An 18628-nucleotide genomic window follows, 5' to 3' on the forward strand; every position below is an offset into this window, starting at 1 on the left:
TCATCACCCCATCAATTCAAAATGATACGAAGCAGCACTTAACGCGTATAACGGCGCCGTTTCTGTTCTTAAAATTCTTGGTCCTAAACTACATGGTACAAATTTATGTTCACGAAGCGCTGTAATCTCTTCCTCAGCTAAACCGCCTTCTGGGCCAAATACAATCAATAGCTTTTGACCTGGTTTCATTGTCGTTAAAGCTTTCGCAAAATTAGATTTCTCGCCTTGTTTCGCTTCCTCTTCGTAAGCAACAAGACAAACATCATACTCACCACTCATTGTAAGCAGTTGCTTAAATGATGCCGGAGCATGTACTTCCGGAATTTCACTTCTATGTGATTGTTCCGCAGCTTCTTTCACAATTTTTCTTAAACGCTCAACTTTTTTATCAGCTTTTTTCGCATCCCATTTTACGATAGAGCGAGATGCTTGAAATGGTAAGAATGCAGCTGCCCCAAGCTCAGTTCCTTTTTGAAAAATCAACTCTAGCTTGTCTCCTTTTGGCAGTCCACTTGCAATCGTCACGAAAACAGGAAGTTCACTTGACGCCTCTACCCATTCTACAATAGCCGTATTAATAAATTCACTGGTAATTTCATCAATTGAACATACTGCTGTTTTTCCGTTTACACAGCAATAAATTTGATCGCCAGCTGTCATACGCATTACTCTCGCAATGTGATGTACATCATCACCTACAATGCGAATTTTTGCTTCACTTACATGTTTTTCTTCTACAAAATAACGTTGCATATAATCACCTTAGTAGAGTTTCGTTCCTTTCGTAAGTCAACACTTACGAAAAGAACGAAACATTATCATTTTTCATATAACAAACGGCAAGTCCCTCACCTTATAGTGAGAGACTCCCCTTTTCATTATAGACTAAAATCTATATTACGCATTTCGTGCAATAATTGCTACCCAATCTTCCATTCGTAACACTTCTTCAATTGTAAATCCAGCTTGTTCTAACGCCTCAGAAATTACTTTTTCCTTCGCAGCAATAATGCCCGATGTAATAAATAATCCACCTGACTTCACAACTCTCGCTGCATCTTCAGGGAATAAAAGAATAATTTCTGCTAATAAGTTAGCTACGATTAAATCAACAGGACCTTCAATACCTTCTAAAAGACTATTTTGCCCAACAGACACGATATCATCTGTTTTATTTAAACGCACATTCATTTCTGCACTTTCAACTGCAACCGGATCTAAATCATATGCTTGAACAGAAGACGCACCTAATTTTGCCGCTGCAATACTAAGCACACCAGAACCTGTTCCTACATCAATGATAGTGTCACCTGGCTGTACTGTTTTTTCTAAAGCACGAATACACATCGTTGTTGTTGGATGAGTTCCTGTACCAAACGCCATACCTGGGTCTAATTCAATGATTTTTTCATCAGGAGAAGATGGTGTATATTCTTCCCACGTCGGTACGATTGTGAATGTATCAGAAATTTGTACTGGATGGTAATATTTTTTCCAAGCAGTAGCCCAATCTTCTTCATTGACTTCGTTAACGGTAATATTTCCAGTACCAATTTCAATGTCGTAAGATGGAAGCACATCAATAGATGATTTTACACCTGCAATCGTTTCATGTAAAGAATCCGTTTGCGGGAAATATGCTTTTATTAATACACCTTCCGCCGGATATTCATCTGGATTCAATGCATAAATTTCACCATATTGTTGCTCGCGCTCTTTCGTTAACTCCGCTGGATCCTCAATCGCAACTCCGCTAGCACCAGCTTCATGTAAAATATGAGAGACAGCTTCTACTGCTTCTTCTGTTGTATGAATACTAATTTCTGACCATTTCACAATTTACCAACTCCATTTTTTATTTCCATTATTCCCCTTTGAAAGCACGTTTAAGCTTTCCGAATAAACTATCATCCTGCTCTTCTTGTCCTGCAAATTCACGTAATAAATCTTTTTGCTGTGAAGTCAATTTCGTCGGTACAACAACACGAACGACTACATATTGATCTCCTTGGCCGTATCCACGTACGTTCGGAGCACCTTTTCCTTTTAAGCGGAATTCTGTTCCAGTTTGTGTTCCTGCTGGAATTTTCAGCTTCACTTTACCATGAACAGTAGGAACTTCCACTTCATCACCAAGCGCCATTTGCGCAAATGTTAATGGCATTTCGCAAATAATGTGATCTCCTTCACGCTCGAAGAATTCATGATTTCTTACATGAACGACAACATATAAGTCTCCTGCTGGTCCGCCATTTACGCCGGCTTCACCTTTTCCAGACACACGAATTTGTTGACCATTATCGATACCTGCTGGAATTTTAACATTGATTTTTTTACGCTTACGAACTTTACCTGAACCGTGACATGTCGTACATTTTTCTTTAATAATTTGTCCAGTTCCTGAACAATGACCACAAGCTTGACGGTTTACGATACGACCAAACGGTGTGTTTTGTTCTACACTCACTTGACCAGAGCCTGAACAATGTTTACATGTTTCTTTTGAAGTTCCTGGTTTTGCTCCACTACCTTTACAAGTATCACATGGATCTTCTACTGGAATTTCCACATTTAATTCCTTACCAAAAATAGCTTCTTCAAAATCTAAAGTGACTTGATATTGTAAGTCAGCACCTTGGCGCGGAGCATTTGGATCACGACGTCTGCCGCCGCCACCGCCAAAGAAAGAACTAAATATATCTTCAAAACCGAAGCCACCGCCGAAGTCTCCTCCGCCGCCAAATCCACCGAATCCTTGATTTGCACCAGCATGACCAAATTGATCGTACTGCGCACGCTTTTGATCATCACTTAACACTTCGTATGCTTCTTGTACTTCTTTAAACTTTTCAATTGCATTTTCTTCTTTGCTTACGTCTGGATGGTATTTTTTAGCCAAACGACGATACGCTTTTTTTATTTCATCTGTTGAAGCGCCCTTGCTAAGTCCAAGGACCTCATAATAGTCTCGTTTACTCATAAATTTACAACCCCCGAATCTTTCACATAAACGTAATTTTAACACCGAAAGAAAGTGCTTTGCAACAAAGTTTCCTCACTTACAGTATGCAAAGCGAAAAACTTAAGATCCTCACACATCGCTTCTCATTCGTGAAAAAAGCCAAAGTCAAGGCACGCTTGACTTTGACTTTTTGTCATCTTACTTATTATGTTTACAGTTGAATTACTTGTCTTCTTTTACTTCTTCAAACTCAGCGTCAACTACATTGTCTTTCTTCGTGCCAGCGTCTTGCGCACCTTCTGCTTGACCAGCAGCTGCTTGAGCTTGCTCGTATAATTTAACAGTTAATTGTTGTACGATTTCTTGTAAAGCATCTTTTTTCGCACGAATTTCTTCAAGCTCGTTTTTCTCAATTGCAGCTTGTAATGCTTCTTTCGCTTCTGTTGCTTTTGCAACTTCAGCTGCATCTACTTTACCTTCTAAATCTTTTACAACTTTGTCTGTTTGGAATACAAGTTGGTCAGCTTCGTTACGAAGTTCAACTTCTTCCTTACGTTTTTGGTCAGCGTCAGCATTTGCTTCCGCTTCTTGTACCATACGTTCTACTTCTTCATCAGAAAGACCTGAAGAAGATTGGATTGTAATAGCTTGCTCTTTGCTTGTTCCTAAGTCTTTCGCACGTACGTTAACAATACCGTTCGCATCAATATCGAATGTTACTTCGATTTGTGGAATACCACGTGGTGCTGGTGGAAGGTCAGTTAATTGGAAACGACCTAACGTTTTGTTGTCAGCTGACATTGGACGCTCACCTTGTAATACGTGAATGTCTACTGCTGGTTGATTATCAGCAGCTGTCGAGAATACTTGTGACTTACTTGTTGGAATTGTAGTGTTACGCTCGATTAATTTCGTGAACACGCCACCCATAGTTTCAATACCTAAAGAAAGTGGAGTTACGTCTAATAATAGAACGCCTTCTACATCACCAGTAAGTACGCCACCTTGAACTGCAGCACCTAATGCTACAACTTCATCAGGGTTTACACCTTTATATGGCTCTTTACCAGTTTCACGTTTAATAGCTTCTTGTACAGCTGGGATACGAGTAGATCCACCAACAAGAATAACTTTATCTAATTCGCTTGGAGCAAAACCAGCGTCTTTTAATGCACGACGAGTTGGCTCTAATGTTCTTTCAACAAGACCTGCTGAAAGCTCTTCGAATTTCGCTCTTGTTAACGTTAATTCTAAGTGTAATGGACCAGCAGCTCCAGCACTAATGAATGGTAATGAAATCTGAGTTTGTGTTACACCAGAAAGATCTTTTTTCGCTTTTTCAGCTGCATCTTTCAAGCGTTGAAGCGCCATTTTATCTTGGCTTAAATCAATGTTATTTTCTTTTTTGAACTCAGCTACTAAGTGATCGATGATAACTTGGTCAAAGTCATCGCCACCAAGACGGTTGTCACCAGCAGTTGAAATAACTTCAAATGTGCCGTCTGCTAACTCAAGGATAGATACGTCAAATGTACCGCCACCTAAGTCATATACTAAGATTTTTTGTTCTTCGTCTTGTTTTTCTAAACCGTAAGCAAGTGCTGCTGCTGTTGGTTCGTTAATGATACGCTCAACTTCTAAACCAGCGATACGACCAGCATCTTTCGTTGCTTGACGCTCTGCATCGTTGAAGTATGCAGGTACTGTAATAACAGCTTTCGTTACTGTTTCACCTAAGTATGCTTCAGCAGAAGCTTTTAAGTTTTGTAAAATGATTGCAGAAATTTCTTGAGGTGTATAATCTTTACCTTCAACTTCTACTTTGTAGTCTGTACCCATATGACGTTTAACAGACATGATTGTATTTGGGTTTGTAATTGCTTGGCGCTTTGCAACTTCCCCAACTTGACGTTCTTCATTTTTGAAAGCTACAACAGAAGGTGTTGTACGGTTTCCTTCTGGATTTGGGATAACCTTTGGTTCTCCACCTTCCATAACAGCTACACAAGAGTTTGTTGTACCTAAGTCAATACCGATAATTTTACTCATGGCGAATCCTCCTAGTTTTATGTAAATTATTGATTTACTTTTACCATTGATGGGCGAATCACACGGTCTTTTAATTTATAACCTTTTTGGAATTCTTCCACAACCGCGTTTGATTCAAATTCACTATCTTCCACTTGCATAATAGCTTGGTGTTCATTAGGATCAAACTGTTTACCAACAGCTTCAATCACTTCCACACCTTCTTTAGTCAGCGCTTCTAACAATTGACGATGCACCATTTCCATACCTTGTAACAAGGATTTCGTTTGCTCATCAGTCGCTTCCACTTGCATTGCTCTTTCAAAATTATCAAGAGCTGGCAAGATGTCTGAAACTAGACTTTGTGCTCTATATTTTTCAGCAGCCTGTTTATCCATTTGGACACGGCGCTTATAATTTTCAAAATCAGCTTGTAGACGTAATGTGCGACCTTCCGTTTCCGTTAGTTTCGCTTGTAACTCATCTACTTTTTCTTGTAAAAGAGCAGCCTCACTTTTTTCTTCTACAGTTTCTTCACTGTTTTCTGGCGTGACAGCTTCTTCAACTTGCGCTTCTTTTACTTCTTCTACCACTTGTTCGTTACGCTCTTCCACAATATTCACCTCCTTAAAAGGTATTAGGTATCATGCATAGCATGATTACCTAAGCATTATATATTACACACAGCAATGAAAATTTCATCACTTGAGCGAATGTATTACTCTCATTTACTTTTTAAGTCCATCAGTAAATTGTCTCGTAAATAACTGTAACAAACTAATTACACGAGAATATTGCATTCTCGTAGGACCTAAAATAGCAATTGTTCCAAGTTGCTCTTCGCCGATCGAATATGTTGCAGAAATTAAACTGCAATCCTCCATAGCCGTCGAAGTGTTTTCCCTACCAATTTTCACTTGAATCCCGACTTGTTTATGACGCAAAATGTCATAAAATTCGGCTTCATTATCAATCATGGTAAGCAAAGATCTAACCTTTTGAATGTCATGGAACTCTGGCTGCGAAAGCATATTTGCTTTTCCTCCAAAGTATATCTTTTCCGATAACGGAACTTGAAATGTACCATCTAACATTTTTATTGCACTATCGTAATTATGAACATACCCACGTAAAACTGTAACAATCTCCTTAAAGATTTTATTATGAAGTTCTTCCATCGGTACGCCAGATAGCTTTTCATTTAAAACATTAACCATTTTTTCTAAATCTGATAAATCAACAGATTCCGGAACGGTAATCGTTTTACTTTGTACATGCCCTGTATCAGTTACAATAATAGCGACTGCAGTTTGACGATCAAGCGGCACAATTTGTACATTTTTAAGTTTATTTGTACTTAACTTCGGTCCAAGAACAATGGCCGTATAATTCGTAAGTTCTGATAAAATTTGAGCAGATTGCTGTGCAATTTTTTCCGCTTCAAAAATTCTTTCAGCAAATAAATCTTTAATTTGTACAATTTCAGCGTTCGGTAAGTTTTGCGGCGCTAAAAGATGGTCTACATAAAATCGGTAGCCTTTCTCAGAAGGAACACGTCCAGAAGAACTGTGCGTTTTTTCAATAAAACCTAATTCTTCTAAGTCCGCCATTTCATTTCGAATAGTAGCTGAACTAAATGTAATTTCATCTTTTTTAGCCAACGTTCTAGACCCAACAGGCTGCGCTGATCCAATAAAGTCATCAATAATTGTTTGTAAAATTAAGAGCTGACGTTCCGTAAGCATCTCATCATCACCTCTGTTAGCACTCTTTGTCTTTGAGTGCTAAATCTATTAATAACTTACCAAAATTGACATTCAATTGTCAACGGAAACGTCACGAAATAATGAAACTTTTTCACGCCTATGGAACATTTAATTAGTCAATCAAAAATGATTGGAATACTTCATTCCCTAATAATTTTCCTTTTCGCGTTAAACGCACATGTCCATTTTCCTCTTCAAGTAATCCTTGTTCTTGATTGCTTTGTAACTGCTTCGCGAAAACTTGATCCATCTCCACATTAAATTTATTGCGGAATGCCGTTTTAGAAACACCTTTTGTTTTTCGAAGTCCTAAGAACAGTTCTTCTTCCATTCTTTCTTTCTCCGTCACCTTATGAACATCTAAATACGGAAATCCTGTTTCATCAATTTTATTAAAATATTGCTTCAGCGGACCTACATTTTGAATACGTTCCCCATTCACATAACTATGAGCTCCAGCTCCAAAGCCATAATACTCTTCATTATTCCAGTATGTGAGATTATGTCTACTTTTATTGTCACCTTTTGAGAAATTACTAATTTCATACTGGTTATAACCGTGTTTCTCCATTTCATACATTACCATTTCATACATTTTAGCTTCATGGTCTTCACCCGGAAGACGCAATTTCCCTTTATTCATTAAGTTATAAAACACTGTTTTAGGTTCCACAATTAATGAATATGCCGAGAAATGTTGTACACCAAGCATAAAAGCAATGTCTAATGTTTCCTTCACATCTTCTATCGTTTGTCCTGGCAAAGCATAAATAATATCTACATTAATATTTTTAAAGCCTACTTCCTGAGCTTCTCGAATCGCTAGGAATGCATCTTCCCTCGTATGCTTGCGCCCGATTTTCTCAAGCAGTTCATCACGGAACGTTTGCACACCAAAACTAATTCGATTCACTCCACCTTCTAGTAGTACATTCAACTTCTCTTTCGGTAGATCTCCTGGATTCGCTTCAAATGTCAATTCACAATTCGGAGCAAACGGACGCAAATGACGATTAATAATCTCGAGTAATTTTTTTGTCTGTTCCATATTTAACGCTGTCGGAGTTCCACCGCCCACAAAAATCGTTTTCATACTATCAAACGGAACTTTTTGAACCGTATTTATTATTTCCTTCTCTAAATAATCTAAATATTGATCAACCGGTTGGCGTTCAATAAACACTTTATTAAAATCACAATAGTGACAAATGTGCTGACAAAACGGAATATGAATATATGCAGCTTGTACCAAATATAACTCCTACCTTTCTAAAAAGAAAACCTCCGCACTCCGGAGGATTCTCTACTTCTCTAACGTATTACGAATTTGTTCCATTCGCATTTTTCCCCAATCATACATCATTTCAACGATCGGTAAAAGTGACATGCCTAGTTCCGTCATATAATACTCAACACGAGGAGGAATTTCGGGATATACTGTTCGATCAACAATCCCATCTTCCATTAACTCTTTTAATTGGTTCGACAAAACTTTATGAGAAATGCTTGGGAATAACCGTTGTAATTCACTAAAACGATGAGGCCCTTCCACACCAAGATGCCACAGTATCACAACTTTCCACTTTCCACTAATAATAGAAAGCGTCAATTCCTTTTCACAATTAAAATTGCCATTTTGTATTTTATCTTGAATATCTTTTCGAATATTTTCGGACATTAACAATCTCCTAACTCTATATGAACTAAAAAGCTCTCTCATTATTGTAAATGAGAGCTGCTCAGATGTCTAAAAAGTAATTATACAGAAAAAAGAAGCCGCACAAACGACTTCTTTTTTATTTCAAATATTAGTTGTCATCCATTTTCAGTACAGCCATGAATGCCTCTTGTGGCACTTCTACAGAACCAACAGACTTCATACGTTTTTTACCTTCTTTTTGCTTATCAAGAAGTTTACGCTTACGAGAAATGTCACCGCCGTAACATTTTGCAAGTACGTTTTTACGCATCGCCTTAATTGTAGAACGTGCTACAACTTTATTTCCGATAGTCGCCTGAATTGGTACTTCGAACTGTTGTCTCGGAATTAATTCTTTTAATTTCTCTACAATTACTTTACCACGGTCATACGCTGAATCACGGTGTACGATAAATGATAAAGCATCCACTTGTTCATTATTTAAAAGAATATCCATTTTCACAAGTTTAGATGGTTTATAACCAATTAACTCGTAGTCAAATGATGCATACCCTTTCGTATTTGATTTCAATTGATCGAAGAAGTCATATACGATTTCTGATAACGGGATTTCATATGTTAATGTAACACGCGTTTCATCTAAATATTGCATATCAATAAACGTTCCACGTTTACCTTGGCAAATTTCCATTACAGCTCCAACATAGTCATTCGGAACCATAATTGAAGCCTTCACAAACGGCTCTTCTACACGATCGATAGACTGTGGATCTGGCATATTAGATGGATTATCAACAATAACATCTTCACCGTTTGTTAAATAAACTTTATAAATAACGCTTGGCGCTGTTGTAATTAAGTCAATCTTAAATTCACGTTCAATACGTTCTTGAATGATTTCCATGTGAAGAAGTCCTAAGAATCCACAACGGAAACCAAATCCTAACGCTTGAGATGTTTCTGGTTCAAACTCAAGAGCAGAATCGTTTAACTCTAATTTTTCTAACGCATCACGTAAATCGTTATAACGAGCAGAATCAATTGGATACAGCCCACAGAATACCATCGGGTTTAATTTACGGTAACCTGGTAACGCCTCTGCAGCTGGACGTTTCGCATGTGTAATCGTATCACCAACACGTGTATCACCTACGTTTTTAATAGATGCTGCTAAGAAACCTACATCACCTACTGTTAACTCGTCACGTTGCGTAGTTTTCGGTGTAAATACACCTACTTCTGTTACTTCAAATTCTTTACCCGTTGCCATCATACGTACTTTATCGCCAACTTTTACCGTTCCATTTACAACACGGATATAAGCAATTACACCACGGTACGGATCATATAAAGAGTCGAAAATCATACATTGTAACGGCTCTTCTGAATCACCTGCCGGAGCTGGTACTTTTTCAACAATTTGTTCTAAAATTTCTTCAATACCAATTCCAGCTTTCGCAGAAGCAAGTACCGCTTCTGATGCATCTAAACCAATTACATCTTCTACCTCTTGACGTACACGTTCTGGATCCGCACTTGGTAAGTCGATTTTATTGATAACTGGTAAAATTTCTAAGTTGTTATCGAGCGCTAAGTATACGTTCGCTAACGTTTGAGCTTCAATACCTTGCGCTGCATCTACTACAAGAATCGCGCCTTCACAAGCCGCTAAACTACGAGATACTTCGTACGTAAAGTCGACGTGTCCTGGTGTATCAATTAAATGAAGAATATACTCTTCACCATCTTTTGCTTTATAGTTTAATTGAACTGCGTTTAATTTGATTGTAATACCACGCTCACGCTCTAAATCCATAGAGTCAAGCAACTGAGCTTTCATTTCGCGTTGTGTTAACGCATTTGTTTTCTCTAAAATACGGTCTGCTAACGTTGATTTTCCGTGGTCAATATGAGCAATAATAGAGAAATTACGAATTTTGGACTGTCTTTTTGCTCTTTCTTCTTTGTTCATCTATGTTCTCAACTCCTAATAGTCTCGCCAATATACACTAGCACTGATTATATCAATAGAGCAACAAAGATTCAATGAAAACTCGTGCTGCTTACGATACAAATCATTCTATCTATATCTTATGCGAATAAACCATAAGAGACAAACCCTTTTCAAATTTTAAAACGGTTGTCTTACAAATCAGTAAAACAACCATCTCCCATGCTACTCTTAGCTAAAAATCCCCTTTATTTTCCCAACAACTATATCCGTTCCGAACTTCGTCATTTCATAAGCTACACTTGCTACCGCCATCCCAATTCCTTCTACAACATTAAAACTTCTTAAACGTTCTAATTGTTGTTGTTTTTCTGAAGCTGAAAACGAACTACCCAAAATTTCTGATTCAGCACCTGTACTCTCTGTCCCTGTCATATGAGCTATTTGTTCATACGACAATTGCCGATAACCTTTCATACTTTTCAAACCATGATTAGCAAGTGACACTCCTGCTATCATCATAAGTAAACATAAAGCTACACTACATATACACAAAAGCGCAAAACGACTCAAACTATTATCATCTTTCTCCCTCAATGTGTATACGCTCCCGTATTATCTTGATCAATTTGATGATGCAGCGCTGCATTTAAACCACTCGCTATTACATTCGCCATATCCTCAATAAAAGTATCTACTTCTTTTGGGGTCACCATTAAGTTATGACCAAGGGGCGATAGCACTTCATAAATCAACCTTCTTTTTTCTTCTTCTTCTAACGTACCAACAGCACCTAAAAACATATTTCGGCTCTTTTCATCTGGCATATCTTCTTCTGTTAATTTTTTCTTTTCTCCAAATGAAAATCCCGCTGGTAACAAAGATCTTGAAGGTTTGTTTCCTTCTTTCATCTCTCGACCAAAATGTTTCAAAATAAAATCAATTGTATCACTTGTAATCGAAACGGCATCGACCACAGTCGGAACACCAATTGCGATAACAGGGATACCTAATGTCTCTTTACTTAGTTCCTTACGTTTATTCCCAACCCCTGATCCAGGATGGATTCCAGTATCAGAAATTTGTATCGTGCTATTTACTCGTTCAATAGAACGGGCAGCTAATGCGTCAATCGCAATTACAAAGTCTGGATTTGTCTTCTCAATAATCCCATAAATAACATCGCTCGTTTCGATGCCTGTAATCCCCATTACCCCCGGCCGAATTGCACTAACAGGCCTGAATCCTTCTTCTACACTTTCAGGCTGCAATTGAAACAAATGTCTCGTTACTAATACATTTTCTACAACTATTGGCCCAAGAGCATCCGGTGTTACATTCCAATTCCCAAGGCCTACAATTAAACAGCTCGCTTCTTTGGTAACACCAACCTCTTCTAAGAAATAAGAAAATTCTTTTGCAAAAATACGCTCCACTTTTTGTTGAAGTTCTGTATCTTGCTGACGTATACCTTGTACTTCAAGCGTTAAATAATTTCCAGGTTTTTTACCCATCGCTTCAGAGGCAGCTTCATCAATTGTTACTTTTGTAATTATAGTACCTTCTTCTTCCCTCTCTTTTACAATTACCCCCTGTACCCCTTTTTGTTCTTCTTGGCTTTCTTGCAACATTTGATGAGCTTCTACAGCAAGGTCAGTTCTAACGCTATATTTACTTAAATCCAATGGTTCTTTCATCGTATCTCCTCCGTAATTCATAGTAAATATCGTTAGATTTCCCAAAGTTATATAAGGCCATTCTTTCCTTTACGTGAAATTTCATGGATATACTATTGCAATTCTCTTCACCGTTTGATAGAATATCACTTGTTCTATGTAAGAATCGAGTCATTCGATTGCACCAGGGAGGTGAAAAGTATGGCAAACATCAAATCTGCTATCAAACGCGCTAAACTTAGCGAAGAGCGTCGTGCACATAACGCTTCTATCAAGTCTGACATGCGTTCTGCTGTTAAAACTGTAGAAGCTTTAGTTACTAATAACGATCTTGAAAATGCTAAAGAAGCTTTCAAAACTGCTTCTAAAAAACTTGACAAAGCAGCTCGTAAAGGTCTTATCCACCAAAACGCTGCATCTCGTCAAAAATCTCGCTTAGCGAAACAAGTAAACGCGTAAGGCGTTTAAAAAACGATCCATTTGGATCGTTTTTTTATATACAAAAAAAGTTCATGCACTAGGTACATGAACTTTTTTTTGTGTCATCACATATGATTTAATCGCATTAAGAAAAACTCGAGCACAAGTTTCTTATCCATCTTTCCCGTCTTCATACTATAATCAGCTTCTGCTAATTCTATAATCACTTTTTTTAATTCTTCAAAAGAGAAAAATTTCGTTTGATTCATCGCCAATTTTACACGATACGGATGTACACCAATATGAGATGCAATTTGATTTTGCCCATAACCACGTTGCTGTAACTCTTTCACTTGATACAACAAACGGAATTGACTCACTAATAACGCAAGCAATTTAATCGGCTCTTCCTGCTGCGTAAATAATCCATCCAAAATTTGCATTGCACCTGCAATATCTTTTTTCACCACTTTTTCTGTCAAAGCAAATACATTTTGCTCAACTGATTTTGGCACAAGCTCTGCAACAAGTTTCGTCGTAATCTCTCCGCCCATACCAACGTATAACGTTAACTTGTCCATTTCCTTCGCCAACATCGTTACATTACTTCCCACAAGCTCTAGCAACAAACTAACAGCCGCGTTATCAATGTGCACATGCACTTCATCTGCACGAGCAATAATCCACTTCTGAACATCCTGCACTTGCATCGCATTCGCTTCTACTACATCTGCTGTTTTCTTTAATAGTTTTGTAATTTTTTTTCGCTCATCAAGTTTTTCGTAAGGCGCAACAAAAACAAGAATAGAAAATGGAGAAGGTTCACCAATGTATTCTTCTAAAATTTTTATATTTTGCTCTAACTTTTCTTTTTGCGAAGTCAGAAATAGCGGTGATTTTATTAACAGTACTTTCCGTTCTCCAAAGAAAGGAAGCGTACGCGCATCCTCAACCACATCTTCTAAATATGCTTCTTCCAAATCGTATGTCACAACATTAAACTCTCGATCTTCTTCTTCAAGTGCTTCTGTCGTAATAAGCTTTATCGTTTCATTTATAAAAAAAGCTTCCGTTCCATATATTAAATATAACGGAGCAAACTGTTTCTTTTTAATTTTTTTATGTATATCACTCATACTTTTTCCTACTCCCTAACTTGGCAATATATATTTATACTAATGCCCTAGCTTTTGTTTTACAAGTACAAAGGAACAGGCTTTATAACCCGTCCCTTTATTTATATTAAACGCCACGCAATAAGCCCCGGGTTTCTTATTGGTGTGCGGTAATCACCTTCCCTTTATTATTCGCAATAAAAATTTGAGTATAAGTGCCAACTGTTAACATGCTTGGAAACGAAAAACTCACATTACTTCATGATTTACAAGTAACAAAAAAGCTCGTTTTCTCTTCATATGGAAATTGTAGATTTTTTTCTGACAATATTTTATACTAAAGTGGAATGTTGGGGAGGGATTCTAAATGAATGATTTTGAACAAAACGTTCAAAGTAAACGCAATGACGCTATTGATTCAGGGGTAGGATTTATCGTCTCATTTGGTTTTTTCGCAACACTTTTCATCATTGCAACTGTTATTAAATTTATCGGTTCTTAAAGACTGCCACTTCATGGCAGTCTTCTCTTTTTCATCTATTATGTGTTTTATCATATGTGATTTTACTTTTAAAGGTTCCATTTTCCCCTTTAAAAACATAGGAAATAGCACCTTGCTTGTCCGTGCGCCATATCGCACTCCCCATCTTCTCAAAACGCTCTATCACTTCTTTATGCGGGTGTCCATACCTATTCTGCTTACCAACAGATATAATCGCTACACGGGGCTGTATAACGTTCAAAAAAGACTCTATAGATGACGTGTTACTTCCATGATGAGCAACTTTTAAAACATCTACTCGCAAATCTGGATAAGCAGATACTAAAAACTGCTCTCCTTCTTCTTCTAAATCGCCTGTAAATAGCCACGTCAATCCTCCAAATTTTGCCCATATTACAATTGAAGCATTATTTTCACTTTTTTCTTTTCCTTTTGGAGCTAAAACGAAAAATTCAGCTTCATTTACACTCCAACTTTCCCCTTCCCCCACTTCAGTTATTTTCATTTCCTTTTCTAATGCCTGTTTCTTTACTACTTTTTCTAATACTGCATCTTTTCCCTTTCGGCCAAATACAACTTCTTTTACAGGTATATATGATAATAATTCTTGCGCAGCACCTATATGATCTGCATCTCCATGCGTTACGATTAATTTATCAATTGTTTTAATACCTTCTTTTTGTAAATAGGGTATTAAAACATCATTTCCAACAGAAAATTCATGCTTTTTTTGTTGCCACTCTTCCTTATTGACACGAAGCGTTCCACCTGTATCAATAAGATAAACCCCTTTATCATACGGAAGGCGAATTAATATTGCATCACCTTGTCCAACATCAATAAATGTTACACTTCCACTTCCTCTAAAATATGGATATACATAATGACACGTGCTAATAAAAAGAAATATACTCACAACTATACAAACCATTTTTTTCGGCGCTCTCCTTTCCCAAACCATCAATATACTGACAATACTCGCGCAATATACAGCTACAAGATTGAAGAACGTTTTCCCGAAAATAAGCTGGTTAAATGGTAAACTTTCACAATAACTTAGAAAAACATTAGACATACTCAAGCCTATTGATAACACATCCGCAAATCCTTTTGCGAGAAACGGGACAATTGGCATACACAGTAAAATAATAATGCTACATGGTAATACAATGATAGATAAAAACGGAACGTATAAAAGATTGAGGAAAATGCTATATGGAGAAAAATAACCAAAGTGATATAACAAAATCGGAGTACTAACGAGCTGTGAAATGATAGAAATATAAATAGAATTTCGGATTACTCCGTTGCTACTCACTAACAATAACGGAGCAGACAAAAGTAAAGCGAAGCTACCTACAAAAGAAAACTGAAATCCAATATTAAAAACAAGATAAGGGTCATATATAAGCATACATATAGCTGTTACACTTAAAGCATCTAAACTAGATAAACGAATCGAGCACATAAAAGCAATCAACGTCAAAACTCCTGTTATAGAAGCCCTTATAACAGAGGGTGACGCCCCTGCTAAAACCATATACAAAGGAATACAAATGATAAGGCAAATTGTTGCTACCTCCCTCGTCGCACCACTTCTTAGCAAAATAAAATATACTATCACCATTAACAATACAATGTGCGAACCTGAAATTGCTAACAAATGTACAAGACCAAACTGTTGATATTGCTCTTCCACTTCAAACGTCATTTGTTGTCTATCACCAAATAGTAAAGCATTCATAAAAGCACCTGATTGCTCTGGAAACATCTCTGTAACTTTCGAGATTACTTGTTGCCTCAAAAGGAGAATCCGTTGCATGAGCGACAGTGATGTTTTATAGCATTCAGAAATATATGTAGCCTCAAATGTGAAATGAATATGTTGCTTGTATAAATAATCACGGTAATTAAAACCATGAAAATTCCGAGCTGTTTGCGGTTCTTTCCTCTCACCCTCGAATACACATGATATCCCTGCGTATAATTGCTGCATTTTTTCCTTTTCCAAGGCTGATTTTATTCTATAACTTAACTGCACTATATTTTTATTGTGATCTTCAAACTGAAAAGATAGGCGATCCCCATTAACAAGCGGTGTATTTTGTATAACCCCTCTTGTAACTCCATAGGGCTCTCCTAGAGACTTATTCCACCCTTGAACATAGGAAGTGTATATAACGCCACTAAAGCACGCTACAATGCAAAAAAAGAAGGTTTTACGCGAAGTGCGATATAAACAGAAGAAAACATTTAAAAAGAGGCAAAAAACTATCAATAAAAGTGACGAGGAAAAGGCAATTGCAATCCCTATTATAAACGAGATTGCAACATAACCCCATTGTTCCTGCAACTTATACTCACTCCTTATAGCATCATTTTTGCTTTCGTGAATACATGCTGTAATTCTTCCATTGATAAATTATCTTTTTCTAAAGACGCAAATAATTCTTTTAACTCCGTATAACGTTTTTGCTCCTCTAATGCAGCGATATCATATTCTAGCGGAACGTGCTTCACTGTTACATTCGCTTGTTCAAATAACTCTATGGCGTATGGATGATTTTTATAATCCTGCGCATAATAAACCGCTGTAATACCACTTTGAATAATTGCCTTACAACATTGTAAACAAGGGAAATGCGTAACGTAAATTTCTGCTTCCTCTGTTTTCGCACCAAACTTGGCACATTGTAATAAAGCATTCATTTCGGCATGAATTGTCCGAACACAATGATTATCGATTACGTAACAACCATCATCTATACAATGTACGCCACCTTTAATCGAACCATTATATCCACCAGCAATAATTCGTTTATCGCGAACGATTGTCGCTCCTACCGCAAGCCTTGTACATGTACTACGTAACGATAGTAGATGGCTTTGCGTCATAAAATATTGATCCCATGAAATTCGTTCCATATTTTTCACCTACTTTTTTGTCTACTTGTAGTGTAGCGAAAGAAGAAAAACTTCGTCAATCTTTTACGGAATAATAATTTGATCTTTTATCTTTTCAAGAGACTTCGCACCAATCCCATCAATCTCTAATAAATCTTCTATTTTCTGAAACGGACCATGTTCTTCTCGATATTTCAAAATACTTTCTGCCTTTCGAGAGCCAATCCCTGTAATTTTTTCCAATTGCTCTTTCGCTGCTGTATTTATTCGAATCTTGCCATCTTCCTTAGAAGAAGTAAACATCCCTTGTTCTGACTCATTTTTACTCGGTATATAAAGAAGCATTTGATCTTGTACAATTTGTGCTAAATTCACTTTTTTCATATCTACTTCTGATAAAAAACCACCAGCCTTTTGAACCGCATCCTTTACGCGATCCCCTTCCTTCATTTCATATACCCCTTCTTTATTAACCGCTCCTTTCACATCAATTATAATTGTTCTTTTCTGTTCCTTTGTATCCGATATTTTCGGTTTACCCTTTTTTTCTATCTCCTTCTCTTGCACATTCATTGTAATAGGCGTTCGTTCTACACTCTGATTCGTTTTCCAAAAAACAAGAAAAAGTAAAGTTCCAATAATAGCTACTAAACCTAACCACTTTTTCGGAAAATCCCACATCATTTTACACCTCTAATCATAAATTTATAACATCATTCATATTGTTTAGGAGAAAGCTGTTACGAAGGAGGGATGAAACTTTGAACATAGGAATTATAGGGACAGGAAACATGGGGAATATACTAATCGATGCATTTTTAGAAACCCGTGCTGTCAAACCTTCGTGCCTTACAATCATTAATCGGACGCCTGCCAAAGCATATCATATAAAAGAAAAATACCCTTCTGTTCATATAGCAAAAACAATCCCGGAAGTAATCGAACAATCACAACTTATTTTTATTTGCGTTAAGCCGATAGATATATACCCTATCCTAAAAAAATACGCTGAACATTTTTCTGATGAAACGTGCTTAGTTTCTATTACAAGTCCAATATCTCCATCACAATTAGAGACTCTCGTACCGTGCCACGTCGCACGTATCATTCCAAGTATCACAAATCGCGCCCTCTCTGGCGCCTCACTATTTACATTTGGAGATAATTGCTCTGAAGAATGGCAACAAAAACTACTTCGTCTATTCAAAAATATTTCTACACCTCTTGTAATAGAAGAAGATATAACACGTGTTTCATCTGATATAGCAAGTTGCGGTCCTGCTTTCTTTAGTTATTTACTACAATGCTTCATTAACGCTGCTGTAGATAAAACAAATATTACACACGAAGAGGCTACTACTTTAGTAAGTGAAATGGTCGTGGGGATGGGGAAATTACTTGAAAAAGAAATCTTCACATTACCTACCTTACAAGAAAAGGTTTGCGTGAAAGGCGGCGTTACCGGGGAAGGCATTCGGGTTTTAGAAGAACACGTTGGAGATATGTTCCATAAGTTAATCGAGCGAACACATGAAAAATTTGATGAAGATTTAGAATGCGTTGATCAGCAATTCAATAAACACACATAATAAATACGTCATTTTCATTCCAAATCCTTTTTATAAATACTTACTTTTTTACAAT

General features: G+C 37.1%; 18 protein-coding genes. 3 read left to right on the forward strand and 15 right to left on the reverse strand.

The features are described 5' to 3' along the window. Nucleotides 1-3: 3 nt before the first annotated feature. The 11 genes from MHH27_RS22185 to gpr form a co-directional block, all read right to left on the reverse strand. The gene (locus MHH27_RS22185; RefSeq protein WP_001190142.1) at nucleotides 4-753 is read right to left on the reverse strand and encodes a 16S rRNA (uracil(1498)-N(3))-methyltransferase; all 750 of its coding nucleotides are present in this window, start codon (nucleotides 751-753) and stop codon (nucleotides 4-6) included. A gap of 144 nt (nucleotides 754-897) precedes the next feature. Then, nucleotides 898-1836 (reverse strand): 50S ribosomal protein L11 methyltransferase, encoded by a 939-nt coding sequence (prmA, locus tag MHH27_RS22190; RefSeq protein ID WP_000872103.1) that lies wholly within the window; start codon nucleotides 1834-1836, stop codon nucleotides 898-900. A 28-nt stretch (nucleotides 1837-1864) separates the two neighbouring features. After that, entirely contained in the window at nucleotides 1865-2980 is a 1116-nt protein-coding gene (dnaJ, locus tag MHH27_RS22195) for a chaperone protein DnaJ (RefSeq protein ID WP_000043947.1), read from the reverse strand. 204 nt (nucleotides 2981-3184) lie between these two features. Continuing rightward, nucleotides 3185-5011: a chaperone protein DnaK gene (dnaK, locus tag MHH27_RS22200; protein ID WP_069356209.1), complete on the reverse strand. Its 1827-nt coding sequence runs from the start codon at nucleotides 5009-5011 to the stop codon at nucleotides 3185-3187. Nucleotides 5012-5037: 26 nt separating this feature from the next. Next, nucleotides 5038-5604, reverse strand: coding sequence for a nucleotide exchange factor GrpE (gene grpE / locus MHH27_RS22205; protein ID WP_000392711.1), 567 nt, complete (start codon nucleotides 5602-5604; stop codon nucleotides 5038-5040). 114 nt (nucleotides 5605-5718) lie between these two features. After that, nucleotides 5719-6735 carry a heat-inducible transcriptional repressor HrcA gene (gene hrcA / locus MHH27_RS22210; RefSeq protein WP_000954942.1) on the reverse strand — a complete coding sequence of 339 codons (1017 nt, stop codon included), beginning with the start codon at nucleotides 6733-6735 and terminating at the stop codon, nucleotides 5719-5721. A 133-nt stretch (nucleotides 6736-6868) separates the two neighbouring features. After that, on the reverse strand, nucleotides 6869-8008 hold the full coding sequence (gene hemW, locus MHH27_RS22215; RefSeq protein ID WP_340944076.1) for a radical SAM family heme chaperone HemW: 1140 nt from the start codon (nucleotides 8006-8008) through the stop codon (nucleotides 6869-6871). Nucleotides 8009-8059: 51 nt separating this feature from the next. Next, the gene (locus MHH27_RS22220; protein WP_001293539.1) at nucleotides 8060-8434 is read right to left on the reverse strand and encodes a winged helix-turn-helix transcriptional regulator; all 375 of its coding nucleotides are present in this window, start codon (nucleotides 8432-8434) and stop codon (nucleotides 8060-8062) included. 130 nt (nucleotides 8435-8564) lie between these two features. After that, a complete protein-coding gene (gene lepA / locus MHH27_RS22225) occupies nucleotides 8565-10388 on the reverse strand; it encodes an elongation factor 4 (RefSeq protein WP_001030948.1) in 1824 nt (607 codons plus the stop codon). 210 nt (nucleotides 10389-10598) lie between these two features. After that, a complete protein-coding gene (locus tag MHH27_RS22230) occupies nucleotides 10599-10964 on the reverse strand; it encodes a YqxA family protein (protein ID WP_001207094.1) in 366 nt (121 codons plus the stop codon). Then, nucleotides 10961-12064: a GPR endopeptidase gene (gpr, locus tag MHH27_RS22235; RefSeq protein WP_075719071.1), complete on the reverse strand. Its 1104-nt coding sequence runs from the start codon at nucleotides 12062-12064 to the stop codon at nucleotides 10961-10963. Before gpr ends, MHH27_RS22230 begins: the two co-directional genes overlap by 4 nt. Before the next feature lie 180 nt (nucleotides 12065-12244). Here gpr and rpsT point away from each other — a divergent pair, with 180 nt between their 5' ends. Then, on the forward strand, nucleotides 12245-12502 hold the full coding sequence (gene rpsT, locus MHH27_RS22240; protein WP_001274012.1) for a 30S ribosomal protein S20: 258 nt from the start codon (nucleotides 12245-12247) through the stop codon (nucleotides 12500-12502). Nucleotides 12503-12588: 86 nt separating this feature from the next. On the opposite strand, the gene holA is transcribed toward rpsT, so the two are convergent. Continuing rightward, complete coding sequence (gene holA, locus MHH27_RS22245; protein WP_075719075.1) at nucleotides 12589-13599, reverse strand: DNA polymerase III subunit delta; 1011 nt, start codon at nucleotides 13597-13599, stop codon at nucleotides 12589-12591. A 346-nt stretch (nucleotides 13600-13945) separates the two neighbouring features. Between holA and MHH27_RS22250 the strand changes: the two genes are divergently transcribed. Then, nucleotides 13946-14080 carry a YqzM family protein gene (locus MHH27_RS22250; RefSeq protein WP_000997609.1) on the forward strand — a complete coding sequence of 45 codons (135 nt, stop codon included), beginning with the start codon at nucleotides 13946-13948 and terminating at the stop codon, nucleotides 14078-14080. Nucleotides 14081-14111: 31 nt separating this feature from the next. Here the strand turns inward: MHH27_RS22250 and MHH27_RS22255 are convergent, their stop codons facing one another. The 3 genes from MHH27_RS22255 to MHH27_RS22265 form a co-directional block, all read right to left on the reverse strand. After that, the gene (locus tag MHH27_RS22255; protein ID WP_340944082.1) at nucleotides 14112-16433 is read right to left on the reverse strand and encodes a DNA internalization-related competence protein ComEC/Rec2; all 2322 of its coding nucleotides are present in this window, start codon (nucleotides 16431-16433) and stop codon (nucleotides 14112-14114) included. A 14-nt stretch (nucleotides 16434-16447) separates the two neighbouring features. Then, the gene (locus MHH27_RS22260) at nucleotides 16448-17005 is read right to left on the reverse strand and encodes a ComE operon protein 2 (RefSeq protein WP_000439773.1); all 558 of its coding nucleotides are present in this window, start codon (nucleotides 17003-17005) and stop codon (nucleotides 16448-16450) included. A gap of 63 nt (nucleotides 17006-17068) precedes the next feature. Beyond that, nucleotides 17069-17668, reverse strand: a complete 600-nt coding sequence (locus MHH27_RS22265) for a helix-hairpin-helix domain-containing protein (RefSeq protein WP_000989936.1) — start codon at nucleotides 17666-17668, stop codon at nucleotides 17069-17071. A gap of 77 nt (nucleotides 17669-17745) precedes the next feature. On the opposite strand from MHH27_RS22265, the gene comER reads away from it, so the two are divergent. Continuing rightward, nucleotides 17746-18573 carry a late competence protein ComER gene (gene comER / locus MHH27_RS22270; RefSeq protein WP_001020554.1) on the forward strand — a complete coding sequence of 276 codons (828 nt, stop codon included), beginning with the start codon at nucleotides 17746-17748 and terminating at the stop codon, nucleotides 18571-18573. The last annotated feature ends 55 nt before the right edge of the window (nucleotides 18574-18628 follow it).

The sequence above is a fragment of the Bacillus sp. FSL L8-0152 genome (assembly GCF_038006365.1).
Taxonomy (GTDB): Bacteria; Bacillota; Bacilli; order Bacillales; family Bacillaceae_G; genus Bacillus_A; species Bacillus_A cereus.